The 14,133-nt window shown below is 63.4% G+C and carries 11 protein-coding genes and 1 tRNA gene; 6 read left to right on the top strand and 6 right to left on the bottom strand.

All coding sequences use genetic code 11. The features are described 5' to 3' along the window. Positions 1–9: 9 nt before the first annotated feature. A complete protein-coding gene (locus ACFB49_RS16320; protein ID WP_380872311.1) occupies positions 10–414 on the bottom strand; it encodes a hypothetical protein in 405 nt (134 codons plus the stop codon). Positions 415–560: 146 nt separating this feature from the next. Continuing rightward, positions 561–971, bottom strand: a complete 411-nt coding sequence (locus ACFB49_RS16315) for a hypothetical protein (RefSeq protein WP_380872310.1) — start codon at positions 969–971, stop codon at positions 561–563. 75 nt (positions 972–1,046) lie between these two features. On the opposite strand from ACFB49_RS16315, the gene ACFB49_RS16310 reads away from it, so the two are divergent. Both ACFB49_RS16310 and ACFB49_RS16305 read left to right on the top strand, forming a co-directional pair. Next, positions 1,047–1,688, top strand: coding sequence for a hypothetical protein (locus ACFB49_RS16310; protein WP_380872309.1), 642 nt, complete (start codon positions 1,047–1,049; stop codon positions 1,686–1,688). A 509-nt stretch (positions 1,689–2,197) separates the two neighbouring features. After that, complete coding sequence (locus ACFB49_RS16305; protein WP_380872308.1) at positions 2,198–2,827, top strand: hypothetical protein; 630 nt, start codon at positions 2,198–2,200, stop codon at positions 2,825–2,827. A 144-nt stretch (positions 2,828–2,971) separates the two neighbouring features. Here the strand turns inward: ACFB49_RS16305 and istB are convergent, their stop codons facing one another. The 4 genes from istB to ACFB49_RS16285 form a co-directional block, all read right to left on the bottom strand. Further along, the gene (gene istB / locus ACFB49_RS16300) at positions 2,972–3,706 is read right to left on the bottom strand and encodes an IS21-like element helper ATPase IstB (protein ID WP_380871756.1); all 735 of its coding nucleotides are present in this window, start codon (positions 3,704–3,706) and stop codon (positions 2,972–2,974) included. Continuing rightward, positions 3,639–5,204, bottom strand: a complete 1,566-nt coding sequence (istA, locus tag ACFB49_RS16295) for an IS21 family transposase (RefSeq protein WP_380871757.1) — start codon at positions 5,202–5,204, stop codon at positions 3,639–3,641. Before istA ends, istB begins: the two co-directional genes overlap by 68 nt. A gap of 108 nt (positions 5,205–5,312) precedes the next feature. Then, entirely contained in the window at positions 5,313–5,696 is a 384-nt protein-coding gene (locus ACFB49_RS16290) for an Arm DNA-binding domain-containing protein (RefSeq protein ID WP_380872307.1), read from the bottom strand. 164 nt (positions 5,697–5,860) lie between these two features. Continuing rightward, positions 5,861–5,947: transfer RNA gene (locus ACFB49_RS16285), tRNA-Leu, on the bottom strand. Positions 5,948–6,055: 108 nt separating this feature from the next. Here ACFB49_RS16285 and ACFB49_RS16280 point away from each other — a divergent pair. The 4 genes from ACFB49_RS16280 to gltB all read left to right on the top strand — a co-directional run bounded on the left by ACFB49_RS16280 (position 6,056) and on the right by gltB (position 14,075). Next, on the top strand, positions 6,056–6,988 hold the full coding sequence (locus ACFB49_RS16280; protein WP_380872306.1) for a complex I NDUFA9 subunit family protein: 933 nt from the start codon (positions 6,056–6,058) through the stop codon (positions 6,986–6,988). Positions 6,989–7,069: 81 nt separating this feature from the next. Then, positions 7,070–7,873 (top strand): undecaprenyl-diphosphate phosphatase, encoded by an 804-nt coding sequence (locus ACFB49_RS16275; RefSeq protein ID WP_380872305.1) that lies wholly within the window; start codon positions 7,070–7,072, stop codon positions 7,871–7,873. Between the two features lie 159 nt (positions 7,874–8,032). Beyond that, entirely contained in the window at positions 8,033–9,490 is a 1,458-nt protein-coding gene (locus ACFB49_RS16270; RefSeq protein WP_380872304.1) for an NAD(P)-dependent oxidoreductase, read from the top strand. A gap of 40 nt (positions 9,491–9,530) precedes the next feature. Next, positions 9,531–14,075, top strand: coding sequence for a glutamate synthase large subunit (gene gltB / locus ACFB49_RS16265; RefSeq protein ID WP_380872303.1), 4,545 nt, complete (start codon positions 9,531–9,533; stop codon positions 14,073–14,075). The last annotated feature ends 58 nt before the right edge of the window (positions 14,076–14,133 follow it).

Below are 14,133 nucleotides of genomic sequence, written 5' to 3'. Positions count from 1 at the left end.
CCGTGATCATCATGCTCCTTGCTCTGGGGCCAACCGAAGCCGCCAGTAGGAGATGAACTTCTGACGCTTGTAGGCAGGCACCTTTGGATCGAGGAGCGTGCGACCACGATGATCCCAAATCGCCCAATGCCACCTCTCCCCTTCCTGCCGGGGATTCATCTTGATGAGGGCCGGGCAATCGAGATCGAGTTCATCCGGCCTGCGCCTGCCGATCCAGCGGCCTCGGCCCTCGATCTGCACGCCATGTTGGCGCATGATCTCCTTGAGTTCCGAAAGCGCCGTGCCCTCCACCTTGTCGCCGGGCTTTTTGCCGCACACCCGGCGATAGGTCTTCGCCACAACCGCATAGGTGGTGCCCGCCAACATCGCCACGCAGGCGATGCCACATCCCTCCTCATCCTTCTGCGTAACCAACCGCATCGCGTCTTCTGTGTCTCGCATGGCTCTTAGACCCTCTCACAGATCGCTGTTTCGTCAAGAAAAACGATCCATATGAGACGCGGATCGTGTCTCAGCCGGTGTGCCGGATAGGGTTACCCAAGTGGGGCAGGAGATGACGATCAAACCGCCAATGTGGCGAGCATCCTGTCGGTTGCGTTGAGCGATAGGCGCTGGATCAGTGTGTTTTTGTCGGCGGGATCCATGGGGAGCCATTGGAGGCATAGGTGAGGTTCGCCCACGATTATGATGTAGGCGGGCCGCCCATGTTCTCCGGCATACCATCCGGGGAAAATCACCCTCAGGCCAAAATCTTCCGTAACGGCTTCGAGGCAGGCGTGATCCCCAATGTTTCCCACCGAACACGGCACGCCCCTGACCGTGAAGCTCGGACCAAGTTCGTCGGCGGTCAGCATGAGGTCGATAAGGCTGGGACAGTCAGTGAGGGAGATCGGTGTCGGCATACCGATATTTAGGTCGCCAGCTTGATGATGGTGGGCGGCCTTCCATGATGGTTTCACCGTCCTATCCACGCCTCCTCTCATCCGACATCATTATCCGGGGGGGCAGCGATTCATCCGGCCCGCACTGACGCAGGGGGATCGTTGATGCACATAGAAGATATTGTCACCTTCTGGCGCGGGCAACAGGAGGTCGATGATCAAGGGCAGTGGGGACATCGGTTAGACCGTAAGGTGCTCGATGCTGGTCCTCACACCTTCAACCTCGACTATCCGGTCAGTCCATATGTCGGGCATGTCCTGACCGCCCCCGTGATCATTCTTGGAGCGAACGCCAAATATGATCCGGCCATCACCCCCAGTGAGTTTTCCGACGAAGCGGCTATCAAGGCTTATGTTGCGCGGATTGATGATCCATCGCACGCCGATTGGTCATTCGTCTCGCGCTACTATGACGACACCAACTACGGTCACCTGATCGGTCCCGGAAAGGTCGTGGTCGTCAATGCCTGCACCTATCGCAGCCCCCGCCTCAGCCAAGAGAAAGAAAATCAGCGGATGATCCCACGCCTTCCATCGTCGATTTTTATACGCCGATGGCTGCTGGACGCCGTGTTCCCTCTGGCGAAGCAAGGTGACCGGCTCATCATCAATAATCGCGGGCAGCACTGGCGGCTCGGTCCTGCGGCTACCGCAACGGGGGTTGTCAGAGACCCATGCCCGGCCAGCCCCCTGATTACGAGTAACGCCTTCAGTGCAATGAACGACTTCCTCGCCAACCGGCCCTAACCCATTCCACAACCCACTGAATTACGAACGATTTCCAGAACTCGTCCCCACCCCGGTTTTGGAAAACGAGCCTCCGTCAGTCCGAGGTGGGTTCCGCCATGGTTTTGGAAAGTGTCCCGGCGACCATCGATCTCCGAATCTCACCAAGAAACTGATGGCGTTGGCATGCTGGGGCATGCCGCCGACATCTGCGCTAGAATGGAAGTCGAAGAAGTAGTCCCGGTTGGCGTGATGCGATGGGAATGTAGGGCGTGTATTTTTCGGCAAACCCACCCGTAAGGACAGAACCCATATATATATATAAGGAACCAGTCTTATGAGCGGGTTTTGCCCGCTTCTACCCAATCCCACATCCAATCGCATCACGCACTCCATGAATATTGCGGGCGACGAATCCGGCATGGTAAAATGCTCGCGACGGGATGCTCTTGGAGTCATGTCCGCGAGATCACGGTTGGAACCACCCTCAACTATCTCCCGTCATCCACTGAATGGGTGTAGGGTAGAACATGAAGGATTTTTTAGAATACGCATCCGTCGTATTGGGGCCGAAAGAGGTCCGCCAATTCAAGAACGCAATCGAGTTTTCCATGGGGGAGTTTCACAATCGAGTGGTTGCCCCGCAGTTTTTCCAGCCTGCCCAGCAATTCTACTTAGGGGTGGCGCTGGATAAGTTTGTCGCGGGAAAAAACCATCTTCTCGCCCAGACCATGCTCCAATTCCCGGATGCTTGGCATGGGCTGACCTACTTCACCAATCCGCTATCGATCCCACCACCCCCGGTCATCGTGGACGGTGAAGAAAAATGGGTCGCACCCAAGGATCGTGTCGTCTGGGGCCAATTTCAGGTCATGACCTACGAGTTCGACCAGACCGATCTCCCCTTCTTCAAAAGGCAAATGGCGTGGTGCCGCAGCCACGACGGAAAGCCTCTGAATTGCGCCGTGGGCAGGCTCTACAAGGCGTGCTCGCAGTGGATCGACTTCGAGGGAATCACGGTCAATTACTCGGGCAACAAAGGCTTCCACATCCAGATCGTGTTCACCACTGGGCACGCGAAGGCACTGGGTATCGCGCAGAATGTCAAACGGCATTGGAAGTTGACCCCCTATCGGCGTCCAAAGTTGACCCCCGGATAATGGCAGTTCGGGTTGTCCCGGTAGTCCATAGGAGGGCCCCGCGGACGACGCCGCGCGCCGTCAGGAGCGCTGGCGGCGGCGTCCGTGGGAGGTACCTGTGGGCCCACCGGGTCAACCCGGGGGATGGGGGTCCGGGGGAAGGGGTTAGGCGGCTTCGCGGCTCTTGAAGCGCCAACTCTCATTGCCGGTCTCGACGATGTCGCAATGGTGGGTCAGTCGGTCGAGCAGTGCGGTGGTCATCTTGGCGTCGCCGAACACGCTGGGCCATTCGCCGAACGCAAGGTTGGTGGTGACGATGATCGAGGTCTGCTCATAGAGCCGGCTGACGAGGTGGAACAGGAGCTGGCCACCGGAGAGGGCGAACGGCAGATAGCCGAGCTCATCGAGGATCACGAGATCGAGCCGCGACAGATGGTCGGCGATCCGCCCCGGCTTGCCGGCGCGCGCTTCGGCTTCGAGCCGGTTCACCAGGTCGACGGTATTGTAGAACCGGGCCCTGGCACCGCTGCGCACACAGGCGCAGCCGATCGCGATGGCCAGATGGGTCTTGCCCGTGCCGGTTCCGCCGACCAGGACGGCGTTGCGCTGGCTGGTCAGGAACCCGCCGGTGGCAAGGTCGCGGACCAGGGGCTCGTTGATCGGGGTGGCGGTAAAGTCGAAGCCGGCCAGTTCCTTCGCCAGCGGCAGCTTGGCAATCGTCATCTGATATTTGATCGAGCGGGCCTGCTTTTCGTCGATCTCGGCCTTGAGCAGGTCGCCGATCACGCGCTGGGCGGAGTGCTGCCGCTTCACCGCATCGGCGACGACCTCGTCATAGGCATGGCGCATGCCGGCCAGCTTCAGCGTCGCCATCATGTCCAGGATCTCGTGGCGTTCCATAAGACCTCCTCAGGCTGTCATATCGGGCACAGTCGGCAATAGGTTCATGGGCAAGTCGCAGCCCTTCGGGCGTCGCGATGTTGAGCGGCGCCGGCGGCTGCCGCTGGCGGGTCAGGATGTTGAGTACGACATCGCGGCTGATCGGGCCGCCAAGGAGCGCTTCGGCGCAGGCCGCATCCACGGCGTCCAGCCCGTCGCTCACCACCGCCGCGAGGATGCCGACCATCTGGCGATCGCCATCGGCATGGGCGGCAAGCCGCCGCCGGACCCGCTCGATCGCGGGCGGCAGATCCCATTCCTTGAAGGGGGCACCGTTGCGCAACGCGCCCGGCTTGCGCGCGAGGACGGGCACATAGTGCCACGGATCGTAGATCGTCTGCTCGCGCCCGAACCGCCGAACATGCTCGCCGACGCTCTCGCCGTCCTGGCGGATCACGATGCGGTCGGCATAGGCATGGATCTCGACCGGCCGTCCTGCCGCCTTCGCGTGGACCGAGTATTTATTGTAATCGAACCGGACCAGCAGCGTCTTCGATACCGATGCCGGCAGCGCATGGAAGCCGTCGAACGGCCCGCGATAGGCGATCAATGCCGGGCGGTCCGCCTGCTCGAACACCTCCTGTATCGTCTGCGCCTTGAGCTCGGGATGCGCTGCGCGGCGGGCATAGGCCAGGCAGCGATCCTCCAACCAGGCGTTGAGCTCGCCATAGCTCTTGAACCGCAGCCGGGGCGTGAAGAAGCGCTCCCGCACCAAGCCGACCTGATTCTCGACCTGTCCCTTCTCCCACCCCGACGCCGGCGTGCAGGCCACCGGATCGACCAGATAGTGCGCGCACATCTGCTGGAAGCGGCGATTATATTGGCGCTCGCGGCCGACGAAGATCGCGTCCACCGCCGTCTTCATATTGTCGTAGATGCCGCGCTGGCAGGCCCCGCCAAAGAAGGCGAACGCCTTGTCATGGGCGTCGAAGACCATCTCCTGGCTCTCGCGCGGATAGGCACGCACATAGAACATCCGGCTGTGGCACAGCCGCATGTGCGCGACCTTCACCGTCGTCGGCACACCACCGATGATCGCAACCTCGTGACTCCAGTCGAACTGGTAAGCCTCGCCCGGGTCGAAGCTCAGCGGCACATAGGCCGCGGCCGTCGCTGCCGACCGCCCGCGATGCCAGCCCGCCGCATATCGGCGCACCGCGTCGTAGCCGCCACGATAACCCAGACCCTGCAGCTCCTCGAAGATCCGGATCATCGTCAGCCGCTCGCGCCGCGCCTTGCGCTCGTTCGTTTCCAGCAACCCTTCCAGCTCCGAGGCCCACGGCCCCAGCTTCGGCAACGGCTGCACCGTCCGCTCATAGGCAAATGCCGTCGCGCCCGAACGCAACACCTTGCGCACCGTGTTCCGCGATACGCCGAGATCGCGCACGATCTCCTTGATCGACTTGCCCTTCACGAAAAACTCGCGGCGGATCCGCGCTACCGTCTCCACGATCAGCATCCCCCGCTCGCTCCCGCGCCAAAGCGCGAAAGCCTGAACCGGCCATGTTCAGGGGGTCAATTTTGCACGCCGATCACCCCAGAAACGGGGTCAATATTCCACGCCGATTCACAGCCAATGAACTTTCTCGAGGGTGACTTCCGCCCGACCCTCCCGAGTGATTTTTTCGACCCACTCCTCGGCGACCGAGCGGAAAGTGTTGCCAGCATCGAGTTTGGCGAGCGCGCGGCGGCGCTTCTTCTCGGCAAGTGGATCGATGCCGTCCGCAATCTGCTTGCGAGCGGCGTCGCGTTTATCGCGGGCCTCGGCAAGGCTGACGTCAGGCCATACGCCGAGCGCGAGCGTCCTGTACTGCTCGAGATGGCGATATTGTAGCCGCCAATATTTCGATCCGTTCGGGCTGACGAGCAGGTAGAGTGAGCGCTCGTCCGCGAGCTTGTAGGGTTTGGAACGAGGGCGGGCATTCTTGATCGCAATGGCCGTGAGCGCCATGGGTATCTCCATCCGAAAACCGGGTGGAAGATGACCCCGAGATAACCCCAAAATGGGGTTATCTGTCGGTAAACCCACCCGAACCAAGCCGGACAGAATAGTGGAAATTTTCCTTATTTCCGATCCACTTGACGGACGCCGGTGGACGTCCTCGGATCGGAAAATGGTGCCCAGAAGAGGACTCGAACCTCCACGACCTTGCGATCGCCAGCACCTGAAGCTGGTGCGTCTACCAATTCCGCCATCTGGGCACGGGGTAGGCGGCGGCCTTTAGGGGAGGCTCTCGGTGCTTGTCAACACGCGCTGTGCCCGGCATTGCAGTTGCGAACGGAAATTTTCACGACATTCGGGAAACGGACATGACGGCACTTGTTACCCTGTTCGGCGGCGGCGGTTTTCTGGGCCGCTATGTCGCGCAGGAATTGTTGAAGGCGGGCGCCCGCGTGCGCCTGGCGGAGCGCGATCCCAAGCGCGCCTGGTTTGTGAAGACGCTGGGTGGCCTCGGCCAGACCCAGTTCGCCGCGGCGGATATCACCAAGGCGGATAGCGTCGCCCGCGTCGTCGCCGGGTCGGATGCGGTGATCAATCTGGTCGGCATTTTGAAGGGCGATTTCGATTCGCTGCATGTCGCCGGCGCCCGAAACATAGCCGAGGCCGCGCGCGACGCCGGCGTTGGCGCACTCGTCCAGGTTTCGGCGATCGGCGCCGATGCGACGGCCGAATCGCATTATGCCCGTTCGAAGGGCGAAGGCGAGGCGGCGGTGCGCGCGGCCTTCCCCAACGCGACGATCATCCGTCCGTCGATCATCTTCGGGCCCGAAGACCAGTTCGTGAACCGCTTCGCCAACATGGCCCGCCTGCCGGTGCTGCCGGTGATTCGGGGGCAAGCGAAGTTCCAGCCGGTGTTCGTCGCGGATGTCGCCCGGGCGATCGCGATGGCGGCGCTCGATCCGACCACGTTCGGCGGCCGCACTTTCGAGCTTGGCGGGCCGGAGACGATCTCGATGGCCGATCTCAACGCCTGGATCGCCAAGGCGGCTGGCCGCGATCCGGCGATCCTGCAGATCCCCGATCAGGCCGCGCGGCTGATGGCGCGGATCGGCGGCTGGGCTCCGGGCGCGCCGATCACCTGGGATCAGTGGCTGATGCTGCAGAAAGACAATGTCGTCGGCGCCGGCGCCGAAGGCTTCGCGGCCTTCGGCATCCAGCCATCGCCGCTGGAAGCGATCGCGCCGGGCTGGCTGGTCCAGTATAGGCGCCACGGCCGCTTCGCCAAGCCAAGCGCCGCCTGATCCGGCGAGGGGCATCCCGGCCCCTCGCACCTCCCCAGAGGTCCGCACTCCCGCGCCCCTCCCGGCCGAAAGCTGTTGCCGATGCTTCCTGCGCTTCTCGTCGTCATCCTCCTTGGCATCGTCGAGGGCCTGACGGAGTTCATCCCCGTCTCCTCGACCGGGCATCTGATCCTCGCGGGCGAACTGCTGGGTTTCAATTCGGCAGCGGCCGGCACGTTCGAGATCGTCATCCAGCTCGGCGCGATCCTCGCCGTGATCGTCCTCTACTGGCGGCGCTTCTGGGATGTGTTCCTCGGGTTGACCAGGGGCGATGCCAAGGCGATCGCCTTCACCCGCAATATCGCTTTGGGCTTCCTGCCGTCGGCGGTGATCGGGCTGATGGTCTACAAGATCGTCAAGGCGATGCTGGAAACGCCCGAGATCGTCGCGGTCGCGCTGATCGTCGGCGGTATCGCGATCCTACTGATCGAGCGGTTGGTGCGCCAGCCCACCACCCATACCGTCGAGGAGATGACGTGGAAGACCGCGCTCGGCATCGGCATGGTCCAATGTCTGTCGATGATCCCCGGCGTCAGCCGTTCGGGGGCGACGATCATGGGCGCGCTGGGGCTGGGCGTCGAGCGCAAGACGGCGGCGGAGTTCAGCTTCTTCCTCGCCGTGCCGACGATGCTCGCGGCTTCGGGTTACGATCTCTACAAGAGCGGCGGTGCGCTCGGCAGCGATGACTGGTCGGCGATCGCGGTGGGCTTTGTCGTCTCCTTCGTCGTCGCGCTCGTGGTGATCCGCTGGTTCATCGGCATCGTCAGCCGCTACGGTTTTGCGCCCTTCGCCTGGTATCGCATCGTCGCCGGAACCATCGCTCTCGTCTGGCTGCTGGCGCGATAGGACCGAAACGGACTTATAAAATTACACGGAGGCGATCTCGCCGTTCATCTCAAACGGAATATCTAAATAATAGGTCTCATATACTGACCTATTGCGCAGATTCGACGTGACTCTGTTCTTTCGATGCGTCATTGGGCCGCTCGACAGGAGAATGGTTTCATGGCGAACGACCCCATGCTCAAGTTTGTCCGGGTGGGTCAGGACTATCCGGCCAAGCGGCCGGCGGATGAGCGCAACGCGGATTTCGGCGAGATCGCGCGCAAATATGAAGCAGTGAAGGCCGAGGAGCAGTCCTCGCGCTGCTCGCAATGCGGCGTGCCTTATTGCTCCACGCACTGCCCGCTCCACAACCATATCCCCGATTGGCTGCGGCTGACCGCCGAAGGCCGGCTGCGCGAAGCCTATGAGCTGTCGAACGCGACCTCGACCATGCCCGAGATTTGCGGCCGCATCTGCCCGCAGGACCGGCTGTGCGAAGGCAATTGCGTCATCGAATTTTCCGGCCATGGCGCCGTCACCATCGGCTCGGTCGAAAAATACATCACCGATACGGCGTGGGAGCAGGGCTGGGTCGAGCCGATCCGCCCGCTGCCCGATCGCGGCCAGTCGATCGGCGTGATCGGCGCGGGGCCGGCCGGCCTCACCACCGCCGAACTGATGCGCGCGCGCGGTTATGAAGTGCATGTCTATGACCGGCACGATCGCGCCGGCGGGCTGCTGACCTATGGCATCCCCGGCTTCAAGCTGGAAAAGCATGTCGTCATGCGCCGTGTCGAGCGGCTGGAGGCGGCCGGCATCACCTTCCACCTCGGCTTCGAGGTCGGTCGTGACGCGACGATGGAAGAACTGCGCGAGCGGCACGATGCTATCCTGATCGCCACCGGGGTCTACAAGCCGCGCGCGATCAAGGCGCCCGGCGTCGGATCGTCCGGCGTGGTCGATGCGCTCGATTATCTGATCGCGTCCAACCGCAAGAGCTTCGGCGATGCGGTGCCCGCGTTCGAGGATGGCAGCCTCAATGCCGCGGGCAAGAATGTCGTCGTCGTCGGCGGCGGCGATACGGCGATGGATTGCGTTCGCACCGCGGTCCGCCAGGGCGCCAAGTCGGTGAAGTGCCTCTACCGCCGCGACCGGGCGAACATGCCGGGATCGCAGCGCGAAGTGGCGAATGCCGAGGAAGAAGGCGTCGAGTTCGTCTGGCTCTCCGCCCCGGAAGCGTTCGAGGCTGACGGCAAGGACGGCAACGTCTCCGCGGTTCGTGCCGCGAAGATGCGGCTCGGCCAGCCCGACGCCTCGGGCCGCCGCGCGCCGGAACCCGATCCCGGCAGCGAGTTCCGCGTCGATGCCGATCTCGTCGTCAAGGCGCTGGGCTTCGATCCCGAGGATCTGCCCAAGATGTTCGATGCCGAGGAGCTTTCGGTCACCCGCTGGGGCACGCTGCGCGTCGATCACAAGACGATGCAGACCAGCCTCGAAGGCGTGTTCGCTGCCGGCGACATCGTCCGCGGCGCCAGCCTCGTCGTCTGGGCGATCCGCGACGGGCGCGATGTCGCCGAACGGATGCACGCCTTCCTGAAGGCGAAGGCCAGCGTGGCCCGTGAGAAGGTGGCGGCGTGATCCCACGCGCCAACGGAAGCAAGAATACCCCCGAGGGGATATGAAGATGACCTACGACCAGCCCAACCCCGTCCTCGAAGCCGAGCGCACCCGCCTCGCCGCCGAAGGCATGTATCACCCCGAGATGGAGGGCGATGCCTGCGGCGTCGGCCTTGTCGCGGCGACCGATGGCAAGGCGTCGCGTCGCGTGGTGACGGCCGCGATCGATGCGTTGAAGGCGGTCTGGCACCGCGGCGCGGTCGATGCCGATGGCAAGACCGGCGACGGCGCCGGCATCCATGTCGACCTGCCGGTCCGTTTCTTCGACGATGCGATCGACGCGTCGGGCCACCGGCCGATGCCGAACCGTCTCGCCGTCGGCATGATCTTCCTGCCACGCACCGATCTCGCCGCGCAGGAAACCTGCCGCACCATCGTCGAGGCCGAGATCATCGATTTCGGCTACACCATCTATGGCTGGCGCCAGGTGCCGGTCGATGTTTCGGTGATCGGCGAGAAGGCGCAGGCCACCCGCCCCGAAATCGAGCAGATCATGATCGCCGGGCCGACGCCCGAGGAGATGGATCAGGCCGAGTTCGAGAAGAATCTCTACCTCATCCGCAGGCGTATCGAGCGCAAGGTGATCGAGGCCCAGATCCAGGGCTTCTACGTCTGCTCGCTGTCGTGCCGGTCGATCGTCTACAAGGGCCTGTTCCTCGCCGAGGAACTGTCGGTCTTCTACCCGGACCTCAAGGACGAGCGCTTCGTTTCCCGCGTCGCGATCTTCCACCAGCGTTATTCCACCAACACCTTCCCGCAATGGTGGCTGGCGCAGCCGTTCCGTAATCTCGCCCATAATGGTGAGATCAACACGATCCGCGGCAACAAGAACTGGATGAAGAGTCACGAGATCAAGATGGCCTCGCTGGCCTTCGGCGAGCATTCGGAAGAGATCAAGCCGCTGATCCCGGCCGGCGCGTCGGACACTGCCGCGCTCGATGCCGTGTTCGAGGCGATCTGCCGCTCGGGCCGCGACGCGCCGACCGCCAAGCTGATGCTGGTGCCGGAAGCGTGGCAGGAAGCCGATCTGCCGCAGCCGCACCAGGACATGTATTCCTATCTCGCCTCGGTGATGGAACCTTGGGACGGCCCGGCCGCGCTCGCGATGACGGATGGCCGCTGGGCGGTCGCCGGTGTCGATCGCAATGCGCTGCGTCCGCTCCGCACGACCCAGACCGCGGACAATCTGCTGATCGTCGGTTCGGAAACCGGCATGGTTGTCGTCCCCGAAAGCTCGATCATCCGGAAGGGCCGGATGGGCCCAGGCCAGATGATCGCGATCGACCTCGAAGAGGGCAAGCTCTACGACGACCGCGCGATCAAGGATCGCATCTCGGCCGAGCAGCCTTATGGCGAATGGGTCAAGGATTTCCTCGGCGTCGATGATCTGCCGGCGGTGGCCGACGCCACGCCGCGTTACGAGCGCGCCGAACTGATCCGCCGCCAGGTCGCAGCGGGTCAGACCATGGAGGATATGGAACTGATCCTCGCGCCCCAGGTCGAGGATGCCAAGGAAGCCATCGGTTCGATGGGCGATGATGCGCCGCTGGCCGTCATCTCGGATAAGCCGCGGCTCGTCAGCCATTTCTTCCGGCAGAATTTCAGCCAGGTGACCAACCCGCCGATCGACAGCTTGCGCGAAACGCAGGTGATGTCGCTCAAGACGCGTTTCGGCAACCTTGCCAACATCCTTGATGTCGAGGCGCAGCAGTCGAACGTGCTGGTGCTCGATTCACCGGTGCTCGATTGTGCAGACTGGGCGCGCCTCAAGAGCCATTTCGGCAGTCACGCGGCCGAGATCGATTGCACCTATGCGGTCGATGGCGGCCCGGATGCGCTGCGCCACGCGATCGCTCATGTCCGTGCCGAGGCCGAAAAGGCCGTTCGCGAAGGCAAGACCGAACTGTTCCTGACCGACGAGAATATCGGCAGCGGCAGGATCGCGATCGCGATGATCCTCGCGGCTGCGGCGGTTCACACCCACCTCGTCCGCAAGGGGCTGCGCTCCTACGCGTCGATCAACGTGCGTTCGGCCGAATGCCTCGACACGCATTATTATGCGGTGCTGATCGGCGTCGGCGCGACGACGGTGAACGCCTATCTGGTCGAAGCCGCGATCGTCGATCGTCAGGCCCGCGGCCTGTTCGGCGATCTCAGCCTCGAACAATGCCTGAAGCGCCACCGCAAGGCGATCGACGATGGTCTGTTGAAGATCATGTCGAAGATGGGGATCGCGGTGATCTCCAGCTATCGCGGTGGTTACAACTTTGAGGCCGTCGGCCTGTCGCGCGCGCTCGTCAACGATCTGTTCCCCGGCATGCCGGCCAAGATCTCGGGCGAAGGCTATGCCTCGCTCCAGCTCTCGGCGAAGATGCGCCACGACGCGGCCTTCGACGAAGCCGTGGCGACGCTGCCGATCGGCGGCTTCTATCGCCAACGCAACGGTGGCGAGGCGCATGCCTATTCGGCGCAGCTCATGCACCTGTTGCAGACGGCAGTCGCGACCGACAGCTATTCGACCTATCTGCAATTCGCCCGCGGCGTGAAGGATATGCCGCCGGTCTATCTGCGCGATCTGCTCGAATTCAACTGGGCGCGCGAAGCGATCGCGATCGATTCGGTCGAGGCGATCACCGAGATCCGCAAGCGCTTCGTCACCCCCGGCATGTCGCTCGGCGCGCTGTCGCCGGAAGCGCATGAGACACTGGCGATCGCGATGAACCGCATCGGCGCCAAGGCGGTGTCGGGTGAGGGCGGCGAGGACAAGTCGCGCTACCAGCCATACGAGAATGGCGACAATGCCAACTCGGTCATCAAGCAGATCGCGTCCGGCCGCTTCGGCGTCACCGCCGAATATCTGAACGCGGCCGAGGAGATCGAGATCAAGGTAGCCCAGGGCGCCAAGCCCGGCGAGGGTGGCCAGCTTCCCGGTTTCAAGGTGACGGCCCAGATCGCCAAGCTCCGTCACTCGACGCCCGGCGTGATGCTGATCTCGCCGCCGCCGCACCACGACATCTACTCGATCGAGGATCTCGCCCAGCTCATCTATGATCTGAAGCAGATCAACCCGCGCGCGCGGGTCTGCGTGAAGCTGGTCAGCCAGGCGGGCATCGGCACGGTCGCGGCCGGCGTCGCCAAGGCGCATGCAGACGTGATCCTCGTCTCGGGCCATGTCGGCGGCACCGGCGCGTCGCCCCAGACCTCGGTGAAGTTCGCGGGCACGCCCTGGGAGATGGGCCTCACTGAAACCAACCAGGTGCTGACGCTCAATGGCCTGCGCCATCGCGTCAAGCTGCGCACCGACGGTGGCCTCAAGACCGGGCGGGACATCGTCATCGCCGCGATCCTGGGCGCGGAGGAGTTCGGCATCGGCACGCTGTCGCTGGTGGCAATGGGCTGCATCATGGTCCGCCAGTGCCATTCGAACACCTGCCCGGTCGGCGTCTGCACGCAGGACGAGGCGCTCAGGAAGAAGTTCGTCGGATCGCCGGAAAAGGTGATCAACCTGATGACCTTCATCGCCGAGGAAGTGCGCGAGATCCTCGCCAAGCTGGGCGTCCGCTCGCTCGACGAGATCATCGGCCGCACCGAACTGCTCCGCCAGGTCAGCCGCGGCGCCGAACATCTCGACGATCTCGATCTCAATCCGGTGCTCGCCAAGGTCGATGCGCCCGATGACAAGCGCCGCTTCAACATCCCGACCTTCCGCAACGAAGTGCCGGACAGCCTCGACGCGCAGATGATCGCGGACGCCAAGGCCGTGTTCGGGCGCGGCGAGAAGATGCAGCTCACCTACACGGTGCGCAACACGCACCGTGCGGTCGGCACGCGCTTCTCGTCGGAAATCGTCCGTCGCTTCGGCATGGAAAAGCTTGCCGACGGCCATGTCCATGTCCGCCTGCGCGGCTCGGCCGGCCAGTCGCTCGGCGCCTTCGCCTGCAAGGGCCTGACGCTCGAAGTGTTCGGCGACGCCAATGATTATGTTGGCAAGGGCCTGTCGGGCGCGATCATCACGGTGCGTCCCACCGTGTCCTCACCGCTCGAAAGCAAGTCGAACACGATCCTCGGCAACACCGTGCTCTATGGCGCAACCTCGGGCCGCCTCTATGCGGCGGGCCAGGCGGGCGAACGCTTCGCCGTCCGCAATTCGGGCGCGACCGTCGTCGTCGAAGGCTGCGGCGCCAATGGCTGCGAATATATGACCGGCGGCACCGCGGTGATCCTCGGCAAGGTCGGCCAGAATTTCGGCGCCGGTATGACGGGCGGTATGGCCTTCGTGCTCGACGAGCAGGGCGATTTCGCCGATCGCGCCAACCCGGAAAGCATCCTCTGGCAGCGGCTGGCATCGACCTATTGGGAAACGCGCCTGAAGTCGCTGATCGCCGAACATGCGGTGGCGACCGACAGCAAATGGTCCAACACCGTGCTCGACGATTGGGATCGCTGGCGCCACCATTTCTGGCAGGTCTGCCCCAAGGAAATGGTCTCCAGGCTCGATCATCCGCTCAGCGACGAGGCCGAAGCGGCCGCCGTCGCGGCCGAGTAAAAAGGCGCACCGTCCGCTGCCCAGAGGTTTCGTTCATCTACGAAAGCCTCTGGCCCTT

Source organism: Sphingomonas sp. DBB INV C78 (assembly GCF_042693015.1).
GTDB lineage: Bacteria > Pseudomonadota > Alphaproteobacteria > Sphingomonadales > Sphingomonadaceae > Sphingomonas_E.
The sequence above is the reverse complement of the archived record's forward strand: the minus strand, read 5'-3'. Positions and strand labels throughout refer to the sequence as shown.